This is a genomic window from Saprospiraceae bacterium, from assembly GCA_016719615.1.
Classification (GTDB): Bacteria; Bacteroidota; Bacteroidia; order Chitinophagales; family Saprospiraceae; genus Vicinibacter.
In genome coordinates this window covers 1,508,804-1,529,303 of sequence record JADJYQ010000001.1, presented here as the reverse complement: position 1 = coordinate 1,529,303, position 20,500 = coordinate 1,508,804, and the positions used below count along the sequence as shown (strand labels likewise).

The window sequence follows — 20,500 nt, the reverse complement described above, 5'->3', positions numbered from 1 at the left end:
CTCATACAAGCTCTACGATAAACTTATTCTTTTTACCATTTTCAACAACGATATATTTACCCAGTATCCAGTTATCAACATTCAATGAAGTTTCCGGATCAGATATCCGAATTTTATTGATGGAAATTGCATTTGATTGAATTGCTCGTCTGGCTTCAGATTTCGAAGCTAGATGGCCTGTACCTTCCGTCATTAAATTTACCAGTCCGATATCTGTTGTATTAAGTTCTCGTGCGATTTGATAATGCGGGATCTCTGACTTTAATTGCACGAAAGTTTCTTCAGGCAGACTAAATAAAAATTCATTTGAGCAATTCTTATTAAATAACAATTCTGAAACCTGTTGCACACTTTGAAGCGCGCTGGCGCCATGTATTCTAGATGTTATTTCTTCTGCCAGTAACTTCTTTAATAAAATAGGCTCATCCTCATTGAGCTGTTCTAAAGAACTAATTTCTTCAAAAGATTTTAAACTAAAATATCTATAAAGTTTTTTTTATATCGGCGTCATCACTGTTTAACCAAAACTGATAAAATTTATAGGGGCTAGTAAATTCCTTATCTAAAAAAATATTTCCTTCTTCTGTTTTACCAAATTTTTTACCATCAGACTTTGTTAATAGGGGAGTTGTCAATGCATATGCTTTTGAACCTGGAATACATTTCCCAATCATCTCTGTACCTGAAGTAATATTTCCCCATTGATCAGATCCACCCATTTGTATTCTACAATCCTCTTTTTCGTACAGACAAAGAAAATCGTATGCTTGCAACAATTGATAAGAAAATTCGGTAAAAGAAATGCCTGTTTCCAATCTCTTTTTAACGGATTCTTTAGACATCATATAATTAATGGTCATATGTTTTCCCACATCGCGCAAAAAGCTTAAAACATTCATGTCCTTATAAAAATCATAATTATTGATCCAAATGGCATTATTCTCACCGTTTTCAAAATCAAGCAAAGTCCTCAATTGTTTTTCCTGGAAACGAATATTCTCATCTAATTCTTCCATGGACTTTAAGTCTCGCTCTTTATCTTTTCCGGATGGGTCACCTATTCTTCCGGTTGCGCCGCCCATGACTACAACAGGCTGATGCCCTGCCCTTTGAAATTGGGTAAGGAGCATGATTTGTACATAATTTCCAATTCCCAATGATTTGGCAGTTGGATCAAAACCAATATATGCTTTTCGAATTCCAGAAGAAAGATACTCATCCAAACCAGGTGTAAAATCCTGTAACATATTGCGCCACTGCAACTCTGCCAAAAAGTCTTTTCTTTGCATACCACTCGAAGTTCTGTAAGTTTGCAAAATTAATCCAATAAGTTAAATATAGGCCTACGTTAGATGCCCATTGATTATGAAAGTCTATAATTTTATTGCCAAAAGGTCTTTTTCGAGTTTCAAAAAATCATTTACAAAAAGCATCATAAGGCTTTCTGTAATAGCTACAAGCCTTAGCCTTGCCGTTATGATCGTGGCACAGAGCATATTTAACGGATTTCAAACTGAAATTGCAAAAAAAGTTTTCGGATTCTGGGGTCATATCCGAATTTCTGATATTAAGGCAAGCCAAAGCCAGGAACCAATCATGCTCATTGTAAATGACTCTATTCGCAATTCCATCAAAACATCTTGTGTTGATATCGACGGCAAGCCCATGATTCAACATGTACAATCATTTTTGCTGTATCCTTCCATCATGAGCCAAAGTGAATTCAATGAGGGCTTATTTCTTAAAGGTGTTGGTAAAGATTTTCATTGGGAATTCTTTAATAATTTCCTGGTAGAGGGAAAAACATTGGAATTGAACTCATCTGAACCCAGCAGAGATGTTATGATCTCAAAAGAAACAGCAGAAAGGTTAGAAACTAAAATAGGACAATCCATAATTCTCCATTTTTTTGTAGATAATGAAGTGTTAAAAAGAAAGGTGCGCATTTCAGGCATTTACAATACAGGGCTTGGAGAATACGACAAAAAGTTTGCTTTTGTGGATATTCAATTATTGCAAACTCTTCTGGGATTAGAAGCCCACCAGGTCAGTGGATTAGAAGTCATATGCAATGATGTTTTAGAAGCCGAAATCGTCAATAAAAACTTTTTGAAGAAATTTTGCCTGACACCTGGTATTCAGAAACAATTCGGTTCAAGTTTCCACAAATATTTGAATGGTTATCCTTACAAGACATCACTAAAGCTTTTATACTCATATTGATTTTAAGTGTTTGTATCATAAATATGTCGACAACATTAATGATTCTTATTTTAGAACGCACGCATATGATCGGTGTACTTACAGTCTTGGGAATGCCATTTTGGGACCAACGCAAAATATTCTTAAAATATGCAACGAAAATCATTACATCAAGTTTAATTTTAGGCAATCTTGCAGGATATGGGCTCATTTATTTTCAGGATAAGTATAAAATCATTAAATTGAGTGAGGCCGATTACTATCTTTCGCATGCTCCTGTAGATTTAAATCTTTGGCCTATTCTTGCGCTTAATTTAATTTTTTTTGCAGTGATCATCATATGCCTATTGGTACCTAGCTGGTTAGTTTCATTTATCAAACCAGTTCAGGCATTAAAATTCAGATAAATTAATTCATATTTGTTTTATTAAATATATAAATCAATGTTATCTAAATAGAATCGAACTCAAAATAAATACATATATGAATTTATTCACTGGAGTTGGATTTAATCTTGATCAATGTTCTATTTGGTCTGCTTTTTGTTACCTTTGTTTGCTTTAAGAGCTCAGTTGTAATGAAATCAATTCAAGAAGAAAAAGCACTGGATGATTCGTTTTTATACCACCGGAAATCAAACATTTCAGGAAACCGATTCTTTAGAAGAGGCTTACTGGATTGATCTATCTCCACCGTTTTTACCAGGGGAGCTCGACGGCTTTGCAACAACCCTTGGAATTGAATCTGACTTTTTAACCGATCCATTAGACATTGAAGAGAGAGCGCGTTATGAGCGATATGATGAAGCCCGAAGCATCATTATAAATACACCCGTACTTAATGAAACTGAAAAAGAAAATGATCCCATATTCATTACCGTTCCATTGGGAATTATTTTATGCCAGGGAAAATTAATTACAATTTGCAGTGTGGAGAGTCCGGTCATCGAAAAGTTTATAGACAATAGAGTTAAAGGATTTCTGATTCAAAATGAAACATTGTTTATTCTTCAAATATTTGAACAAACCGTTCGCTTGTTTTTGGAAGATCTTCGAAAATTAAATTTAAGACGAAATTTAATTGAACAAGAGTTATATCATTCCAGCAGATCTGAAGAATTAAGGAGTTTGCTTCGCATAGAAAAATCTCTGGTGTATTTTGTAAATTCATTAAGTGCCAATGAGTTACTAAAGTTAAAAATGAAGCGAACTGATTTTTTAAGTATCAAGAATAATGAAGATTATTCAGAACTCTTTGAAGATATTATCGTTGATAATAACCAGGCCAGGGAAGTAGCCCAATTATATACGAACATTCTGAACGGCACGATGGAGGCATACGCATCCATTATTTCCAATAACCTGAATAAATTTGTGAATAGACTGACTGTCATAACGGTCATTCTGATGGTTCCTACTTTGATATCCAGTTTTTTTGGAATGAATGTACCCATGCCGTTTTCATTAGGAGATTCAAATGTTTCCTTTTACCTGGTAATGTTTGCTTCAGTTATGCTCAGCCTAATTATTGCCTGGGTTTTTAAAGAACGCAAGTTTTTTTAGTGCCCAACTTTTTCCAAATTACGAATTAAATTTTCTTGTTTAAAAGTGCTACGTTGATTGAAAAAAACTTCACAAGGCGTGTAGTGAATTGACACGATGATTCATGCACAATACTTTAAAACAATCCATGTATATGTGCATTTACCGATTCAATGACCTGTCCAAGATGTTCGGCTTCATTGATAAAATCAAGTTGATCAGTTTGAATAATGACTTTTGGACTTTCATCATACATCTCAATCCAATCATCATATCGTTGATTCAATTTTTTTAAATAGTCGAGACTCATATTTCCTTCATAATCCCGTCCTCGCATTTGTATATGATTTACAAGCGTGGGAATAGATGCCTTCAGATAAATGATGAGATCGGGTGGCCTTATCGTACTCATCATGATTTGAAACAGTGAAAAATAGTTATCAAAATCTCTTTTCGACATCAGTCCCATTTCATGAAGATTTGGAGCAAATATATGCGCGTCTTCATAGATCGTACGATCCTGAATAACCGTATTCTCACCCTTTTGTATTTCGACAATCTGCCGAAATCTCGAATTCAAAAAATACACCTGAAGATTAAATGACCATCGGGTCATATCATAATAGAAATCACTTAAATAAGGGTTTGTAGTAGTATCCTCATAGAGGATATCCCACTGGTAGTGATGACCCAGAACTTCACATAAACTGGTTTTTCCGCATCCGATATTTCCCGCAACTGCTATATGCTTCATTTATACTTTGGTAACTTCAATAAGCATGCAAAATAAAGAAACTTATGGATTCATCGAAAATAACCGACAGCTAGTCTTCGAAGTTCCATAGATCGCCTAATAGCTGCCATAAACAAGTCAAAAAAGCTTTAATTTTACGGAGAAAGAATGAATATGGAGAATAAGCTGATAGTGCTTGAAAATATCAAAAAGATCTATAAAATGGGGGAGGAGGTCATCGAAGCTTTAAGAGATGTTAATTTATGCATCGAAAGAAACGAATTCCTGGCTTTGATGGGACCTTCAGGAAGTGGCAAATCCACCTTAATGAACGTCATTGGCTGCCTGGATAGTCCAAGTTCCGGAACTTACATCCTTAACAACAAATCTGTTGGCACTATGAATGATAATGAACTTGCAGAAATTAGAAATAAGGAAATTGGCTTTGTGTTCCAAACTTTCAATTTATTGCCTAGAATGACTGCTCTTGAAAATGTGGCTATGCCATTAGTATATGCAGGCAAATCCAAAAAAGAAAGAGAAAATATAGCCAAAGAAAAGTTGGAAGCAGTTGGTCTGGCAGATCGAATGACGCACAAACCCAACGAATTGAGCGGAGGCCAAAGACAAAGAGTTGCCATTGCGAGAGCATTGGTAAATAACCCTTCCCTAATTTTGGCAGATGAGCCGACCGGAAACCTGGATTCAAAAACAAGTGATGAAATATTGAATATTTTCAAAGAAATACATTCATTAGGGAATACGATAATTCTGGTCACACACGAAAATGATATCGCAAAGCATGCTCATCGCATTGTTCGTCTAAAGGATGGTATGGTAGAGTCTGATATAAATTTGTAGCCATGAAAATATACACTAAAACTGGTGACTTCGGAGAAACATCTTTATTTGGGGGCAAACGCATCTCAAAAGATGATATCCGCATTGAAGCATATGGCACTGTTGATGAATTAAATTCACATTTAGGGGTATTGCTCTCCGGTATTAACGATCCTATCTGGGTGGTAAGATGGAAGGAAATACAGTCATATTTGTTTGTCATTGGCTCTCATTTAGCAACAGATGCCCAAAATATATCCAATAAACTACCACCACTGATTCAAGATTACGAAAAACATCTTGAGCATTTTATGGATACTTTGGAAAAACAATTGGATCCTCTTCAACATTTCGTGCTCCCGGGAGGTGGAGCAAGAGCTTCTCAGGCTCATGTTTGCAGAACTGTTTGCAGAAGGGCAGAAAGAAGGGTTGTGAGCTTAGCGACACATGAATCTGTTGATCCATCTATCATCATTTATTTAAATCGATTGTCTGACTTTTTGTTTGTGTACTCCCGGTATTTATGCAAGGAAGATCAAAAGGAGGAGAATTATTGGCTACCTTAATTATTTAACATTTTAGGAATAATCCTATCCATTCTCATAAATGATCTATTACAAATATTCATTTCGAATATGGACAATGTCTGCATCCGGATTGGCAACAGTATCCACGCTTTAAATGGTAAGTTTCAGTAAATACAATTTTACCTTCTTCTTCGTAAAAATCAGCATTGCTGAATGCAATTTCAGATTCTTGACTAAGATCTGGCTCCACTTTTAATTTCATTTGTTTGAAGACTTGGCTGCATTAACCAATAGGCAGCAAAAAAGATGGAACAATAAAACAAAGTGCCTGCAACTTCATTGCCAAAAAACGGGATCGCAGCAACATAACATTCCATGATTCCAGTTATATCCTTTGAGTACAAACTCGAATTCATCCATACAGATAAATTACTAAATATGAAAAACAGAACTGAACAAGATATTGAAGTAACGAATACAGGTATCGGAGCACTCATCTGTTTTCCAAACTTAACAAGCAAAACATAAATCAAAGTGTAAATGATGACCAGATATTCTATTCCTGATGTAAACCAGGTAAATTCAGTTTTTAAGAATAGACTATTGTTGAGTGCAAGGTCCGAAACCCAATAGGCGAATAGCAAGAAAAGCCAAAAAATGTATTTTCGAAATATTAAAGCCGAAAAAATCAAACTCGCCAAGGTAGCTGTAAAATTTGGAGCATGAGGAACCAACCTGCTCATAATCAATATAATAGATAAACCTGCGATTAATTTTAGTGATTGCATTCTAGGATATTAAGTTCACAAACAAAATTACATCATTTTTGCCTCTCCAGCTAATAGACTCAATTCAATACTTTTGCTGTATGAATCCAAGCGAAGCCTACTCGTTTTTAAATCAAGCAAAGTCGGGCCTATATGGCAAAGCAATTCTCCTGCTTGCTTTGTTTTGCTTGATCCCTTTGATCATCTTCATAAAAATTTTGCTGAATTTCATATTTGCTGAGCTCAATAGCCTTGGATTTTCAGACGATGCTCAATTAAAGAATTCAATATTTTATACGTTTTGTATAGTGTCGCTCCTGTTTAGTATTAAGTTCTTCCACAAGATTTCGCCATCACAATGGATCATAGGTTCAAATGCTTTTGCTTTAAAATCAATAATCCTGACCGTATTGATCTATGGAACCTTATTATATAGCAGTTCACAAATTCAAGCTAAATGGTTTGGGCTTGAAATTAATGAGTTTCCCTTTGAAATCAGTTCTTTAAATCTTTTGGTCGGCGTGAGTGTTTTTACATGGGTTCTGTTTGAAGAATTATTCTTCAGAGCTTATTTGTTGCAGCAATTCTACCTCATATTTAAGGATCTCCGGATCACATTTATTTTATCTGGCGCACTCTTTGCCGCTATACATTATACAGCCGAAGGTCTAAGTATTTTTGACTCATTTCTCGTTTTGATCTATTACTTTTTAGTATCCATCATACTAAGTATATTTACTGTATTAAGCGACGGGATTACGGTCCCGATAGCGATTCATTTCACAAATAATTTAGCTGCCTTAGCATTGTCCCCATCAAAATATTTTATAAATGAGTCTTTAAATTTAGAATCCATAAAAATTAGTCTGTTGACCTCCTTCGTAGAATTAATCATTTGTGCTTGTGTACTATATTGGATACTTCTCCAAACGAAACTTATTTCAAATATTAAAAAACTAAATATCTCTTATAAAATATGAGGACACTTATTATTATCATTTTAGCACTCAGCTTTTCTTCATTAGTTAAAAGCCAAAGCCATTGTTGGCAAATGCGAGCAAGTTATGATATTGATCTGGAAATGAATACAACAAATCATAGCTATACTGCAACCCAACGTACAATTTTATATAATAACAGTCCGGATACCTTATTTGAATTGTTTTTTCATCTGTACTTTAACGCATTTCAACCAGGTAGTGATATGGATATTCGTTCCAGAACTTTACCGGATCCGGATGCTAGAATCGGGCAACGCATTTCTAAATTGAGCCCATCTGAATTTGGATTTATTCAAATTCAAAAAATGAAACAATTTAAAAAAGAAATAAATTATAAAGTGGAGGGGACTCTCTTAATTGCCAAACTGTACGAAACTTGTATCCCCGGTGATAGTATCGTTATCGAATTACAATACAATGCTCAGGTTCCTGTACAAATCAGAAGAAGCGGAAGAAACAACAAGGAAGGTATTGATTATTCTATGGCTCAATGGTATCCGAAACTTTGCCAATATGATGCTCATGGCTGGCATACAGATCCATATATAGCTCGAGAATTTTATGGAATATTTGCTGATTATAAAGTACAAATCAAGATTAATCAAAGTTATTGTCTGGGCTTTACGGGTGTACTTCAAAATCCTGGTCAGGGTGCCTGTAATAAACCTTTGAATACAAATGGCGATGCCAAACTTGAATGGATTATAAAAGCTGAGGATGTGCATGATTTTGTTTGGGCTGCAGATCCTGAATATATTTATCAATCACATACTTGCTCAAATGGAGTCCTTTTAGAGAGTTACTATAAAAATGACCCCAGCTCCAAAGAATCCTGGGAACAGCTTGCCCATATTGTTGATAAAGCCTTTGAATTTATTGAATCCAAATACGGTCCTTATCCCTATCCTAAGTATGCCATTATTCAAGGTGGTGATGGAGGCATGGAATATCCAATGGCAACACTCATAACAGGCAACCGTCCATTGATAAGTCTGGTAGGCGTAACGATTCATGAATTGATGCACAGTTGGTTTCAAGCCGTATTGGCTACAAATGAAAGTTTGTACGCATGGATGGATGAAGGCTTTACATCTTATGCTGAAGAAGAAACGATGAATTATTTAAAATCAAAGAAACTTATTCCCGGAATCCCTAGTCCTACTCCCCATAAAGAAAACAGAGACAATTTCACTACTTTTTCTATGAGTGGACTGGAAGAGCCACTTTCAACCCATTCTGATCATTTCAGAACCAACAAGGCTTATGGCATGGGGGCTTACAGCAAAGGCGCCTTATGTCTAGACCAACTACATTATATTCTTGGATCAAAGCTCTTTGATGAGGCTATGTTAAAGTATTACTGGACCTGGAGATTTAAACATCCTACTCCAAATGACTTTTTCAGAGTATTGGAAAAAACAAGTAAAATTCAATTGGATTGGTTTCAAAAATATTTTACTGAAACGACAAAAACCATAGACTATGGTGTAGATTCTGTTTATACTTCAGAAAGCAAAACCATTTGCCGTCTTGTAAGATTTGGAGAATTTCCGATGCCTGTAGAACTTGAATTAACGAAAACCGATGGGACAAAAATGAGCTACTATATACCATTAAATCTCATGCGCGGTTGTAAAATATTTGATAAGTCAGAAAAAGTTCAAATGCAGCCGGCATGGTCATGGGTAAATCCCTATTATGAACTGTCGCTGAATATTTCATTAAACGAAATAAAACAAATTTGCATCAATGCAACTCATGAGTTAGCAGATATAGATGTATCTAATGATTGCTCTTTACTACAAACAGCAGAATAAAATTCAAAATAAAAAAAAATACTTATGACAACAAAGGAATTTTTACTAAATCTGCCCGAAAAAATAAATACAAAAGCGCTTGAAGGAATGTCAACTTGTTTTCATTTTGATTTAGAAGGCGAAGGGGGCGGACAGATTTCAGTTCTTGTTCAAAATGGAATCATGCAATGTAATGAAGGACTGCATGGCGAAGTAAAATGTGTTATTAAATCGAATGCGACGGACATGAAAAAAATATTTAAAGGTGAGCTCAATCCCATGATGGCCATTCTTACCGGCAAAATGAAAATTTCAAATCAATCAGAAATGTTGAAATTTGCAAAAATCCTGGGTTGGATGTAATCGCTCATCAAAATCTCAATTGCATCAAAACTTGTCCGCCGTATCCACTAAAATCCGGAGCCCATTGAAGACTTAAATCTTTTGAAACATCGAACTGATTGAGGTGCGCATCGACATATGCATCAATACCAGTAAGAAGATACACTATTCCCAATCCTATATAACTTAATTGTAAGTTGCGATCATAAAATTTTCGATAACTATCAATACCGGTAAGAGATAAAATGCCAACGAATTCATCCTGTGGATCTGAAGGATTGTCAATGCGTTCTCGAAGTGCTCTATCATAGCGATTGAATTCAGTACTGTTGAAACTAATAAAATAGATCATGCTTCCGAAACCAGCGTAAACGATAGGCAGTTTCCAATATTTCTTGTTATACACTTGGCCTGCGCCGGGTAATAATAAGGAATAGGCGAGAGCTTTACCGGGTTTTCCACTAAACAGAACAGAAAAAATGCTCTTGGAAGGCTCTTTTGAGTGTTTTAAAGTATCTATTGCCTCTTGCGCATAAGACTGCATTGGAAAGTATGCAAAAATGCCGACCATAATCAATGTACGAACCATTAATATCTTACTCATCAACCCGATCAAGAATTTCATTGAGTTGGCGATCATTTTTAAATTTGATGATAATCTGCCCTTCACCATTCTCTTTTCGTTGTATTTGAACTTTATATCCAAAAAACATGCTCATTTTTTGCTCCAGAGGCTCTATTGCATGATTGCTTGTTTTTGTTGATGGACTTGCCGGTCGTCTGGCTTTAGACCTTTGATAACTTTGTAAGGTTTTTTCTGTTTCTCTAACGGACATTTCATTTTTTTGAATGTCTTTAAACAGTTGCATTTGTAAAATGAGATCATCTACACCAGCAATGACGCGTGCATGACCCATACTTATATTTTTTGCTTTAATTGCATTTTGAACTTCAACCGGCAATTTTAAAAGTCTCACATAATTGCTGATAGTACTTCTTTTTTTGCCAACCCGATCTGATAATTGCTCCTGAGTATAGCCACATTCGTCAGACAATCTTTGATAAGAAATGGCCACTTCAATTGGATTGAGGTCTTCCCGCTGAATGTTTTCAACCAAAGCCATTTCGAGCATCTCGTTGTCATTTGCAAGCCGGACGTAAACAGGAATTTCTTTAAAACCAGCCAATTGCGAAGCTCTGAATCTTCTTTCGCCACTGATGATTTGAAATTGATCAGAGCCTACCTGACGAACGGTAAGCGGTTGAATGATGCCATATGTTTTTATTGATTCCGCCAATTCAGCTATGAGTTCTTCATCAAAAACATGGCGAGGTTGTTGTTTATTCGCAAAAATCTTTTCTATGGGAATCAAGCTAACTGCATTGATTTTAGAACTTTCTGTAACATCACCCTGCATCGGAGTATCTGCATTGATACTTGACAACAATGCTCTCAAACCTTTTCCCAACTCATTTTTTTGCTTCATGGGTATTCAATTTATTTTTTCGCATAAATTCATCTGCCAAATTTAAAAAATTGTGACTTCCTTTACTGGCTGCATCATATAAAACAACCGGTTTTTTCGCCAACGGAGCTTCTGATATTTTGGAATTTCTATGAATGATCGTATCAAATACCGGTAAGTTAATATTTGATTTAATATCTTCAATCACCATCGCAGACAATCGCAAACGTTTATCATACATACTTAAAAGCACGCCTTCAATTTCAAGCTTTGGGTTTAAAACACTTTTCACAAGATCGATTGTGTTTTTGATTTTAGACAAGCCTTCTAGTGCAAAAAGTTCACATTGCACTGGAACAATTACTGAATCTGCTGCTGTCAATGCATTGATGGTGATCAAACCTAATGAAGGAAGGCAATCGATAAAAATAAAATCGTAATCTGCTTTGATGGGATCTAATACTTTTTTCAGGACCCGCTCGCGATTTTGCATATTAACCAATTCAATGTCGGCACCAACAAGATCGATCGTTGAGGGTAAAATAAATAAATTGGGAGTATCGGTTGCTATGATGGCCTGTTCGGCAGGGACATCATTGATCATACAATCATATAAACTCATTTGGCCGGGTTCAACAATCGCTCCGGTGCCGGAAGTGCTGTTTGATTGTGGATCTGCATCTACTAATAGCACTTTATGCTCCAGAATGGCAATGCATGATGCTAAATTGATGGAGGTTGTAGTTTTTCCGACACCTCCTTTTTGATTGGCTATGGCTATTATTTTGCCCATTTAAATGCTTATTGCTTCGTTAATTTTAGGTATGGTCAGCAATTTACCTTTTTCTGCAAATGCTGACTCAAGTACACCTCCGTCGATTTGAATAGGTGGAAAAGTATTAAAGTGACAGGCAATAATATGCGAACACTTGATAAAATCACTGGCCATCAGGGCATCTTCATATCCCATTGTAAAATGGTCTCCGATAGGCAAAATTGCAAATTTTAAAGGCGGGCACATCATTGGTATCAATTGCATATCCATAGTCAAAGCAGTATCTCCGGCAAAGTAAAAACTGGTTTCATCATTGAAAATACAAAAACCCACAGGATTCGCTCCATAAGAACCATCCGGCAATAGACTTGAATGAATGGCATTTACCAGTTTGACAGTTCCAAAATCAAGTTTAATTTTTCCACCCGTATTCATGTGAATCCCCTTAATTCCTAGCTTTTCAAACCATGCTACGATTTCATAAGTACTGATAATCAAAGCATTACTATTTTTTGCTATAAGTTCAGCATCGGCCATATGATCACCATGACCATGTGATATCAGGATATAATCTGCTTGAATCGATTCAATGTCAATATCTTTGGCTAAGGGATTCGCGGATATAAAAGGATCAAATAAAATGCGTTTGCCGGAAATTTCTGCTGCAAAACAGGAATGCCCGTAATAATGTAATTTCATGTTCTCAATTTCATGCAAACCTACGGCAATTCTATCGACTAAACCCAAACAAAAGCCTAAGTCCGATTGGAACGCCCCATCAACAAGCTAACAAATCAAGATGCCTAATGTAATTTAGCGTTTTCCTAAAAATGGACTCAATAACATGTTCGCAATTCAATTCAGGAATTACTTAGTGAAGCACATCGCATGAATATAAAACCAAATAATGCCTGGCTTTTTTTCGTTTTGTTGTATGCGTGTAATGTACAAGATAACAGTCCAATTTTTAAACCTGCCGTATTTCATTACAATCAGCCAAATCTCATCAATTCTTTGGATCCTGCTTTTGCAAAATCGCAAAATAATATATGGGCCATAGAACACTTGTATAACCAACTGGTCGATTTGGATGATTCAATGAAAATCATCCCGGAATTAGCAACTTCCTGGGAAATCCTTCAGAATGGAAATCTATACAGGTTTCACATCCGAAATGATGTTTACTTTCATATAGATTCCTGTTTTGGAATTCCACTTACCCGTAAGTTAATCGCTTCAGATGTAGTTTATAGTTTTAAGAGACTGATTGATGATCAATTGAGTGCACCCGGATCCTGGATATTTAAAACTAAAGTGATAGCAGACGAACCTTTTCGCTCTGTTGGCGATAGCATTTTCGAAATTCACTTGCTGAGTCCATTTGCACCTTTGCTACAATTACTTACATCGGCATATTGCAGTGTTTATCCTCCTGAAGCCATCAACATATACGGAAATCAATTTTCAAAACATCCGGTTGGAACCAGCGCATTCCGACTTCGAAAATGGATAGGTAGAAAAGGGTTATTTCTCGAACGTAATCCAGCCTATTATGCTAAAGCTCCAAATTTGGATGGCATCCGAATCAGTTTCATGGAGGATAGAAATACAGCTTATTTAGAATTTCTTAAAAATCAATTAGACTTTTTCTCAGGTATCCATACGGGCTTCGCCCATCAAATCCTAAATTCAAGAGGTTACTTGCGAGAGGACCAAGAGGGGAAGTTTCAACTATTAAAAGGCGACTACCTAAACACCGAATACATTGGGATAAACACAAGTAAATTGGATCCTTCACATCCTTTACATATGAAGGCATTCAGACAGGCTCTCAACTACGCGATTGATCGAAAGAAACTGGTTGAAAATTTTCGCTTTGGAATTGGTACCCCGGCATTATCGGGATTTATACCAAAAGGATTACCGGCATATGACCCGATCCAAAATCCTGGATATTCATACGACCCTGAAAAAGCAAAGCAGTTATTTGCGCAATGCGGCTTTTCAGACATTCAAAATATTCCTGAACTTGTCATTAGCACGAACAAGGATTATGTAGATTTAATGACTTTTATAGCAAAACAGTGGCAAGAAATTGGCTTAGACGTAAGCATCGATTTGGTTGAAACAGCAAGCTTAAGAGAACAGATGCGATCAGGTGATGTCTCCATTTTTAGAGCATCCTGGATAGCAGATTACCCCGATGAAGAATCATTTATGACTGTTTTTTACGGACCTAATACGGCTCCACCAAATTATACCCGATTTAATGATCCGCTATTTAATAAAATATATGAGACCGCCATTTCTGAAATCAATCCCGACAAAAGGCGAAAATATTATCAACAATTAGACGCTATACTCATTGAGCACGCACCGGTTATCGTTTTGTTTTATGACCAAACTGCCTGGTTTGCTCAAAACCATATTCGGAATTTAAAGACCAATCCTCTCAATTTATTAAAATTGAATGAGACGTCTGAAACCTATTGAGATTCATGAACTAACAATTGTTAGGGAATAAATATCTTGCTAACGAATGGCGCTTTGGACACACCGAAAACCTTCACAAAGTATATCCCGCTTGGCCAAAGATCAGTTCTGATCTCCATACGATGACTTCCGTTGGATATAAATCTGGAATCTGGGAAAATATTCCTTCCGTGCACATCTAATACTTCCAAATTTTTAATCAGATCAGACGATTGTAGTTGAATTAATTTAGAACCATTATTGAAAATCAAAGAAATTTGGTTTTTGGAATGATTCGCAAACATGAGTTTAAAGTCTTCCGTTTTACGGTCATTTGAAAATATAAATTCAGTTGGAAACAAAGTCTCATCTACTTTCGAAATACTTGCCTCACCATAACTTATAACTTTCAACACAGCCTGTTTACTATTCCATTGTTGGCCATACATTGATTTTTTCCAGGCCATCATTCTGATCGTTCCTGTTGCTGATTCTAAAGAATAGTCCATTTCATAAGTCGGGTGGTCCAGCTGTCCGGTCGAGATTTGTTCGATGAAAGTATTTTGGAAATTAACGGCAAACTGAAAAGCCTCCAGGTCATCAATATTTTGGATATAAAATGAATATTGGTAGTTTCCATTTTCCAATTTCGATTGCTCAACATAAACTTGAACATTACTTGAATTTCTGTTTACAGTTTCATTGGATTTAAATAAATTAGCTCCGGTAATGTCACCATATTTTCCAATACCAAATTCATTGATCTTGGTTTTATTCACAAGATCTTTTATCAAAACTTTATTATCTGAATCAAAAATATTCCTGGATTTTGGGTTATGTACGACTGCATATGATTCAGTGAGTTTACTAAAGCCAGAAGTTACACCTAAAATCAATTTCCGGATATCACTGACATCTGCAGCAGTTACCGAAAAGGAATTGTTTACATCTGCTATTTTTTGTTGAAGATTATTCAAAGTATCCAATTTGAGAATATGCCTTTGAATACGAACGATGTCACCTGTTGTCACACCAGAGACGGGATCAGCCTTACTGCCGATATAAGGCAAGACATAAATGCCATCCAAATTTTGCGGCAACTGGAATTCGCAATTATAGCTTCCTGAATCCATTTTAATAGCAGGATTCCCATTTAAATAATCTACGATTAAATAGGATTCAGGTTGAATTGAAGTTATTGTTTTAACGGAGAAAGCATTTGTGCATCCCGTACCGCCACCGCCGCCGCCGCCGCCGTTAACCTTCCTGAATGCCCTTGCAATAGCTGTATCTAATCCATAGGGATTTCCAGCACTCATATTGACATTGTAATCCACATCTCCATTAGGCGCAATAACGACAAAAGTTGGGGTTCCGTACCACGTTCCAAAATTTCCACTTTTATAGGGAGAAAGTGCCTGGGCAGAATTACCATCTGATCCAACTCCAGGAAAAGTCAGACCTTTTGACTGGTGATAAGATTTCACACTGGCATTTTTATCTGAACTCAGCGTAGTAATCTGTAAAAATTCCACATCACCAGATCCTGAGCCCCATCTTGTGTATGCACTCTGTACATAGGGTGCTATGCTGGCGCAAGGCGGGCAACCCACGAAGAAAAACTTTATGACGATAACTTTGTCTTTATCGAGATAATCCTCGTAAAGCTTATGAGTCTTGGAATTAAAATCAGTAATTGTGAAATCAGGGGCTTTCTGAGCATTAATTACAGAAAGACTGAGCCCTGTTATAAGACCCAAGAGTGTTATTTTTGTGCGCATCCTCAAATTTTTATCAAAAATATAGCCATTTGATTGATAATCAAAGGAATTTAACCAAAAAATTACAGATACTGGACCTTGGGGAACAGCCTTATTCCAATGTATGGGCATTACAAAGTGAACTACACCAGAACCTTATTGCCCAAAAAAGGGAAGACCCGGCGGGGCTTCATTTTACTTCTCACGCTCTCATCTTATGTGAGCATCCCCATGTTTTTACATTGGGAAAATCAGGTCAACAAGACCATTTATTGCAACCCCTGGACAAAATGGAAGAAATCAATGCCGAATTTCATATGATCAACAGAGGCGGAGATATTACTTATCATGGACCCGGTCAACTCGTTGCTTATCCAATTCTTGACCTTGAGAAAATATTTACAGATGTCCATAAATACATCCGTTCCTTAGAGGAAGTTGTCATTCTCGTATTAAAAGAATACGGCATTGCTGCAGATAGAATTTCTGGGCTCACAGGTGTCTGGATAGATATTCATGGCACAAAACCGCGAAAAATCTGTGCCATTGGAGTCCACCTCAGCCGGTGGGTAAGCCTGCATGGTTTGGCTTTTAATGTAAACACAGATTTAGATTATTTTAAATACATCGTCCCTTGTGGTATTAATGTAGAAGAAAAACCCGTAACTTCTCTCAAAAAAGAATTGGGTTTTCCTGTTTCAATGGAGGACGTTAAATCAAAATTTATTCAACATTTTTTAAATACATTTGAACTTTATATCACATGACAACAGAAATTAGTAAAAAAGTATCTGAATCATTCATTGAAATGAATGAACTGGTATTGCCCAACGACACCAATGTTTTAGGCAATTTAATGGGTGGAAATCTCATGCGATGGATGGACATTGCTTCTGGTATTTGTGCCAGTAATCATTGCGATTCACATGTAGTTACGGTATCTGTAGATCATCTTACCTTTCAGGAGCCCATCAAATTGGGAGATGTAGTCAATATTAAAGCATATGTAACAAGAGCATTTCACACTTCAGTAGAAGTGTATCTAGAAGTCTTTACAAGGGGTGTGCTTCAGAATAAAACCCGGAAATCTAATCAGGCATTTTTCACCTTTGTAGCTTTGGATGAAAGGACCATGCGTCCCAAAAATATTCCGCACGTGATTCCTGAAACTGACGCTGAGAAAAAATTATTCGATGAAGCGATCGTGCGCAGAGAAATGCGATTGGTGCATAGTGGCAGATTAAAGCCATCAGAAGCAACGCAATCTAAAGATTTTTTAAACGCTTAAATGTTAATTTCCAATGAAAAATATTTCCATTATTTTTTTGGCTTTGACTATTTCCTCAACTCTTTGGTTTTGTTCCACAAAAAATGAAATAGTTCCTGTAGATATTTCAAATATTCCTCCGGATGATTTATATCTATTGGACAAAATTGGCATTCCTGATGAAGCTTTCCTGCGAAAAGTAGAAAACGAAATTATTGATTTTAAAAAACAACAAGCCTTCAGAAATCCTCACTTTGCATTTCCGGGTAAATGGTCTACTCAAGGTCCAGGTAACTTGGGTGGAAGAGTAAATACCATTGCTGTGCATCCTGACAATGAAAATATTATTTTCATAGGATTCTCTCATGGCGGAGCGTACCGAACTTTAAATGGCGGAGCCCAATGGGTGCCAGTATTTGATCAGCAATCCACGCTGTATGTAAGTGATATCGTCTTTGATCCACAAAATCCTAACATCCTTTATATCGCAACCGGCGATCACAGTGGCGGATTTTACTGTGGTCAGGGGGCAGGTGTATTCAAAAGTACGGATCTAGGTAACACCTGGACCTATTCAGGCTTAAAAGAAACCCGTGTCATTTCCGAATTAGCTGTAAATCCAAAAAACCCTCAAATCGTTTATGCAGCGTCTTTGGGTTACAGTTACGGAAAAAACGAACATAGAGGTTTATACAAATCCAATGATGCAGGTAAAAATTGGACAAAAGTCTTTTATCTCAACGACTCAGCAGGTATTACTGATATTGCTATGCATCCAACGGATCCAGATGTTTTATATATCGCCAGCTGGAATAAATTAGGTACTAACAATCGTTCGTTTGTCGTCGGACCAGATGGCCAAATTTTTAAAACTTCTGATGGTGGCACCAATTGGATAAAACTTACAAACGGGCTACCCAGTGATAGCATAAATGGCCGTATCGCTCTTGCGCTTTCAGAAAGTAATCCAGATATACTCTACGCCAGATATGTTCGTACCTATTCGTGCAACAGATCAAATTCCAATCATTTGTACGCAATTTACAAAACTGAAAATGCCGGAACTTCATGGAAAAATTTAAATGCAGTTTCTGATAGTTCAGGTTTGGCATGTGATGTATTGGGCGGATTTGGTTGGTATTTCAGAACCATTGCGGTCAATCCAAAAGATGCAGATGACTTACTGGTATTGGGTGTTGATATATTCAGGTCTCTCGATGGTGGAAAAAATTGGTTTCCGGCGGCACCTGATTGGTCAGGTTATGAAGTGCATGCCGACAAACACGATCTTGTGTTTTTGGACAACGGCGATATGCTTTTAGGAACAGATGGAGGTTTGTATCGTTACATGGCTGCAGATGATGAGTGGAAAGATATAGAAGACATTCCTACTAATCAAATCTACCGAGTCGCGTATAATCCAAACATTCCAGATTTATATTACGGCGGATTACAGGATAACGGATCCACAGGTGGTAACCAAATGAACATCTCTGAATGGGAAAGAATATTTGGTGGAGATGGATTTCAAATGGAATTCAAACCCGGCAACCCGGATATCTATTATGCCGAATACCAAAATGGAAATATCTGGCAGTATTATAATGGCGACTGGAGGTCCTTTACAAGGGGCATTTCCGGAACCCGTAACTGGGATTTTCCGTATATGATCTCCAGACATGATCACGACAAATTATTAGCAGGATCAACATCTGTTTATGTGAACTATAAAGATACAGCTGCTCATTGGGTTGCCATCAGTCCGAATCTCGTAGCCAATGGAAAATATCCGGCGCGCTCAAATCCAAGCATCACAAGTCTGGATGAATCTCCTTTAGATTCAAATGTGATTATCGCCGGAACGCTTAATGGAAATGTTTGGTCCACAAATGAATTTCTAAACAATTGGAAAAATATTTCTGCAGGTCTTCCACAAGGCTATATAACATCCGTCAAATGTTCTTACTTTGATAAAACTCATTTCTTTGTTACACTCAGCGGACATAGAGGTGATGACTTTAAATCTTATGTTTATAAAACAATAAACAGCGGGCAAACCTGGACGAGTATCCAAGGCAATTTACCGGATCTGCCTATTTATGATATTTTAGTCTATCCTTCAAAAAGTGATTCTGTTTTATTTATTGGAAATCATATCGGTGTTTATGCAAGTATTGATGGAGGGAAAGATTGGAAGAGAGTAGGCGACAATATGCCATTTATTGAAGTTTTTGATTTAGGCATCAATGACGCAGAGCAAACTTTAGTAGCAGGTACTTATGGCAAATCCATTATGAGTTTTCCTTTGCAATCTATTTTAAAACCTATAGTCGATAATAAAAACGAATATGTTGAATTTGCATTTGAAGTCTATCCCAATCCTGCAACGCAAAGTATACAACTAAATTATCCTCAGAATTTTAAAAAAATAATAAGTTATCAACTCATCAATATGTTTGGAAAGATTGTAGGAATTGGAACATTGGATCTCCAATCTAATGATAAAATCAATATTCAACAATTGGAAAATGGGATTTATTTTATACGACTGAAAGGCATATCCAATCCTTTAACTTTTCTAAAGATTTAAGCAGGTTTGAAATTTCAGAATATTCATTTTCATTCTCTGGATGCGTTTTTTGAATATTTACCAAAGGATCAAAAAATAATTACTGAATCACTTCGGGATATTGTTATGTCGACTTTGCCCGATGTAAAAGAAAAATTATCGTATAATGTTCCCTTTTATGCCCTGCATAAACGCATTGCATTTATCTGGCCCGGAGCTGTGCCCTGGGGAAAAACAATCAAAGAAGGCGTCGAGTTGGGTTTTACCCTGGGATACCTGTTACCGGAAAATACATATTTAAATCAGGGTAACAGAAAGCAAGTTTTTATCAAAACCATTTATTCAACTGCTGATATAAGAGAACAGTTGATTCGGGATTTACTCTTACAATCTGCAGAACTTGATCAATTGCTAAAATTTAAAAGTTGAAAAGTTGTTGCAA

At 36.5% G+C, this 20,500-nt stretch carries 21 protein-coding genes and 1 pseudogene; 13 read left to right on the top strand and 9 right to left on the bottom strand.

The features are described 5' to 3' along the window. Position 1 precedes the first annotated feature (1 nt). Positions 2–1,289: pseudogene (locus IPM92_06325) on the bottom strand (tyrosine--tRNA ligase). 76 nt (positions 1,290–1,365) lie between these two features. On the opposite strand from IPM92_06325, the gene IPM92_06320 reads away from it, so the two are divergent. From IPM92_06320 to IPM92_06310, 3 genes are all read left to right on the top strand, one after another. Next, complete coding sequence (locus tag IPM92_06320) at positions 1,366–2,223, top strand: ABC transporter permease (GenBank protein MBK9107995.1); 858 nt, start codon at positions 1,366–1,368, stop codon at positions 2,221–2,223. A gap of 23 nt (positions 2,224–2,246) precedes the next feature. After that, entirely contained in the window at positions 2,247–2,609 is a 363-nt protein-coding gene (locus tag IPM92_06315; protein ID MBK9107994.1) for a hypothetical protein, read from the top strand. A gap of 201 nt (positions 2,610–2,810) precedes the next feature. After that, positions 2,811–3,764: a magnesium transporter CorA family protein gene (locus IPM92_06310; GenBank protein MBK9107993.1), complete on the top strand. Its 954-nt coding sequence runs from the start codon at positions 2,811–2,813 to the stop codon at positions 3,762–3,764. Positions 3,765–3,879: 115 nt separating this feature from the next. Here the strand turns inward: IPM92_06310 and IPM92_06305 are convergent, their stop codons facing one another. Further along, complete coding sequence (locus IPM92_06305) at positions 3,880–4,497, bottom strand: deoxynucleoside kinase (protein MBK9107992.1); 618 nt, start codon at positions 4,495–4,497, stop codon at positions 3,880–3,882. Between the two features lie 165 nt (positions 4,498–4,662). Here IPM92_06305 and IPM92_06300 point away from each other — a divergent pair, with 165 nt between their 5' ends. Next, positions 4,663–5,337, top strand: a complete 675-nt coding sequence (locus IPM92_06300) for an ABC transporter ATP-binding protein (GenBank protein MBK9107991.1) — start codon at positions 4,663–4,665, stop codon at positions 5,335–5,337. A 2-nt stretch (positions 5,338–5,339) separates the two neighbouring features. Continuing rightward, positions 5,340–5,882 (top strand): cob(I)yrinic acid a,c-diamide adenosyltransferase, encoded by a 543-nt coding sequence (locus IPM92_06295; GenBank protein ID MBK9107990.1) that lies wholly within the window; start codon positions 5,340–5,342, stop codon positions 5,880–5,882. A 58-nt stretch (positions 5,883–5,940) separates the two neighbouring features. Here the strand turns inward: IPM92_06295 and IPM92_06290 are convergent, their stop codons facing one another. Together IPM92_06290 and IPM92_06285 are read right to left on the bottom strand one after the other, a co-directional pair. After that, the gene (locus tag IPM92_06290; protein ID MBK9107989.1) at positions 5,941–6,105 is read right to left on the bottom strand and encodes a hypothetical protein; all 165 of its coding nucleotides are present in this window, start codon (positions 6,103–6,105) and stop codon (positions 5,941–5,943) included. Further along, positions 6,077–6,631 carry a hypothetical protein gene (locus IPM92_06285; protein MBK9107988.1) on the bottom strand — a complete coding sequence of 185 codons (555 nt, stop codon included), beginning with the start codon at positions 6,629–6,631 and terminating at the stop codon, positions 6,077–6,079. Before IPM92_06285 ends, IPM92_06290 begins: the two co-directional genes overlap by 29 nt. Positions 6,632–6,711: 80 nt before the next feature. On the opposite strand from IPM92_06285, the gene IPM92_06280 reads away from it, so the two are divergent. Genes IPM92_06280 through IPM92_06270 form a run of 3 tightly spaced genes read left to right on the top strand, consistent with a single transcriptional unit; the run spans position 6,712 to position 9,770 of the window. Then, positions 6,712–7,590, top strand: a complete 879-nt coding sequence (locus tag IPM92_06280) for a CPBP family intramembrane metalloprotease (protein MBK9107987.1) — start codon at positions 6,712–6,714, stop codon at positions 7,588–7,590. Beyond that, entirely contained in the window at positions 7,587–9,428 is a 1,842-nt protein-coding gene (locus tag IPM92_06275; protein MBK9107986.1) for a M1 family metallopeptidase, read from the top strand. Before IPM92_06280 ends, IPM92_06275 begins: the two co-directional genes overlap by 4 nt. Positions 9,429–9,452: 24 nt before the next feature. Next, a complete protein-coding gene (locus IPM92_06270) occupies positions 9,453–9,770 on the top strand; it encodes an SCP2 sterol-binding domain-containing protein (GenBank protein MBK9107985.1) in 318 nt (105 codons plus the stop codon). A gap of 7 nt (positions 9,771–9,777) precedes the next feature. Here IPM92_06270 and IPM92_06265 read toward each other — a convergent pair whose 3' ends face one another. The 4 genes from IPM92_06265 to IPM92_06250 are packed head-to-tail and all read right to left on the bottom strand — an operon-like array spanning position 9,778 to position 12,689. Further along, the gene (locus IPM92_06265; protein ID MBK9107984.1) at positions 9,778–10,353 is read right to left on the bottom strand and encodes a hypothetical protein; all 576 of its coding nucleotides are present in this window, start codon (positions 10,351–10,353) and stop codon (positions 9,778–9,780) included. Continuing rightward, positions 10,346–11,236, bottom strand: a complete 891-nt coding sequence (locus IPM92_06260) for a ParB/RepB/Spo0J family partition protein (GenBank protein MBK9107983.1) — start codon at positions 11,234–11,236, stop codon at positions 10,346–10,348. Before IPM92_06260 ends, IPM92_06265 begins: the two co-directional genes overlap by 8 nt. Continuing rightward, positions 11,220–12,008: a ParA family protein gene (locus IPM92_06255; protein MBK9107982.1), complete on the bottom strand. Its 789-nt coding sequence runs from the start codon at positions 12,006–12,008 to the stop codon at positions 11,220–11,222. The genes IPM92_06260 and IPM92_06255 overlap by 17 nt, the downstream gene beginning before the upstream one ends. Further along, positions 12,009–12,689, bottom strand: a complete 681-nt coding sequence (locus IPM92_06250) for a metal-dependent hydrolase (GenBank protein MBK9107981.1) — start codon at positions 12,687–12,689, stop codon at positions 12,009–12,011. Between the two features lie 189 nt (positions 12,690–12,878). Between IPM92_06250 and IPM92_06245 the strand changes: the two genes are divergently transcribed. Continuing rightward, positions 12,879–14,483: an ABC transporter substrate-binding protein gene (locus tag IPM92_06245; GenBank protein MBK9107980.1), complete on the top strand. Its 1,605-nt coding sequence runs from the start codon at positions 12,879–12,881 to the stop codon at positions 14,481–14,483. Positions 14,484–14,503: 20 nt separating this feature from the next. Here the strand turns inward: IPM92_06245 and IPM92_06240 are convergent, their stop codons facing one another. Beyond that, the gene (locus IPM92_06240; GenBank protein ID MBK9107979.1) at positions 14,504–16,243 is read right to left on the bottom strand and encodes a redoxin domain-containing protein; all 1,740 of its coding nucleotides are present in this window, start codon (positions 16,241–16,243) and stop codon (positions 14,504–14,506) included. 32 nt (positions 16,244–16,275) lie between these two features. Between IPM92_06240 and lipB the strand changes: the two genes are divergently transcribed. Genes lipB through IPM92_06220 form a run of 4 tightly spaced genes read left to right on the top strand, consistent with a single transcriptional unit; the run spans position 16,276 to position 20,487 of the window. Continuing rightward, a complete protein-coding gene (gene lipB / locus IPM92_06235; GenBank protein ID MBK9107978.1) occupies positions 16,276–16,989 on the top strand; it encodes a lipoyl(octanoyl) transferase LipB in 714 nt (237 codons plus the stop codon). Further along, complete coding sequence (locus tag IPM92_06230) at positions 16,986–17,510, top strand: acyl-CoA thioesterase (GenBank protein MBK9107977.1); 525 nt, start codon at positions 16,986–16,988, stop codon at positions 17,508–17,510. The genes lipB and IPM92_06230 overlap by 4 nt, the downstream gene beginning before the upstream one ends. Before the next feature lie 13 nt (positions 17,511–17,523). Beyond that, complete coding sequence (locus tag IPM92_06225; GenBank protein ID MBK9107976.1) at positions 17,524–20,079, top strand: T9SS type A sorting domain-containing protein; 2,556 nt, start codon at positions 17,524–17,526, stop codon at positions 20,077–20,079. A gap of 6 nt (positions 20,080–20,085) precedes the next feature. Continuing rightward, the gene (locus IPM92_06220) at positions 20,086–20,487 is read left to right on the top strand and encodes a DUF1801 domain-containing protein (protein ID MBK9107975.1); all 402 of its coding nucleotides are present in this window, start codon (positions 20,086–20,088) and stop codon (positions 20,485–20,487) included. The last annotated feature ends 13 nt before the right edge of the window (positions 20,488–20,500 follow it).

What these genes read in the sequence shown, in the direction of transcription:
- IPM92_06260 (MBK9107983.1), bottom strand. Translation starts at nt 11,236, where the DNA reads ATGAAGCAAAAAAATGAGTTGGGAAAAGGTTTGAGAGCATTGTTGTCA.
- IPM92_06295 (MBK9107990.1), top strand. Translation starts at nt 5,340, where the DNA reads ATGAAAATATACACTAAAACTGGTGACTTCGGAGAAACATCTTTATTT.
- IPM92_06255 (MBK9107982.1), bottom strand. Translation starts at nt 12,008, where the DNA reads ATGGGCAAAATAATAGCCATAGCCAATCAAAAAGGAGGTGTCGGAAAA.
- IPM92_06285 (MBK9107988.1), bottom strand. Translation starts at nt 6,631, where the DNA reads ATGCAATCACTAAAATTAATCGCAGGTTTATCTATTATATTGATTATG.
- IPM92_06270 (MBK9107985.1), top strand. Translation starts at nt 9,453, where the DNA reads ATGACAACAAAGGAATTTTTACTAAATCTGCCCGAAAAAATAAATACA.
- IPM92_06320 (MBK9107995.1), top strand. Translation starts at nt 1,366, where the DNA reads ATGAAAGTCTATAATTTTATTGCCAAAAGGTCTTTTTCGAGTTTCAAA.
- IPM92_06280 (MBK9107987.1), top strand. Translation starts at nt 6,712, where the DNA reads ATGAATCCAAGCGAAGCCTACTCGTTTTTAAATCAAGCAAAGTCGGGC.
- IPM92_06315 (MBK9107994.1), top strand. Translation starts at nt 2,247, where the DNA reads ATGTCGACAACATTAATGATTCTTATTTTAGAACGCACGCATATGATC.
- IPM92_06240 (MBK9107979.1), bottom strand. Translation starts at nt 16,243, where the DNA reads ATGCGCACAAAAATAACACTCTTGGGTCTTATAACAGGGCTCAGTCTT.
- IPM92_06265 (MBK9107984.1), bottom strand. Translation starts at nt 10,353, where the DNA reads ATGAGTAAGATATTAATGGTTCGTACATTGATTATGGTCGGCATTTTT.
- IPM92_06275 (MBK9107986.1), top strand. Translation starts at nt 7,587, where the DNA reads ATGAGGACACTTATTATTATCATTTTAGCACTCAGCTTTTCTTCATTA.
- IPM92_06225 (MBK9107976.1), top strand. Translation starts at nt 17,524, where the DNA reads ATGAAAAATATTTCCATTATTTTTTTGGCTTTGACTATTTCCTCAACT.
- IPM92_06290 (MBK9107989.1), bottom strand. Translation starts at nt 6,105, where the DNA reads ATGAAATTAAAAGTGGAGCCAGATCTTAGTCAAGAATCTGAAATTGCA.
- IPM92_06305 (MBK9107992.1), bottom strand. Translation starts at nt 4,497, where the DNA reads ATGAAGCATATAGCAGTTGCGGGAAATATCGGATGCGGAAAAACCAGT.
- IPM92_06310 (MBK9107993.1), top strand. Translation starts at nt 2,811, where the DNA reads ATGATTCGTTTTTATACCACCGGAAATCAAACATTTCAGGAAACCGAT.
- IPM92_06250 (MBK9107981.1), bottom strand. Translation starts at nt 12,689, where the DNA reads ATGAAATTACATTATTACGGGCATTCCTGTTTTGCAGCAGAAATTTCC.
- IPM92_06245 (MBK9107980.1), top strand. Translation starts at nt 12,879, where the DNA reads ATGAATATAAAACCAAATAATGCCTGGCTTTTTTTCGTTTTGTTGTAT.
- IPM92_06230 (MBK9107977.1), top strand. Translation starts at nt 16,986, where the DNA reads ATGACAACAGAAATTAGTAAAAAAGTATCTGAATCATTCATTGAAATG.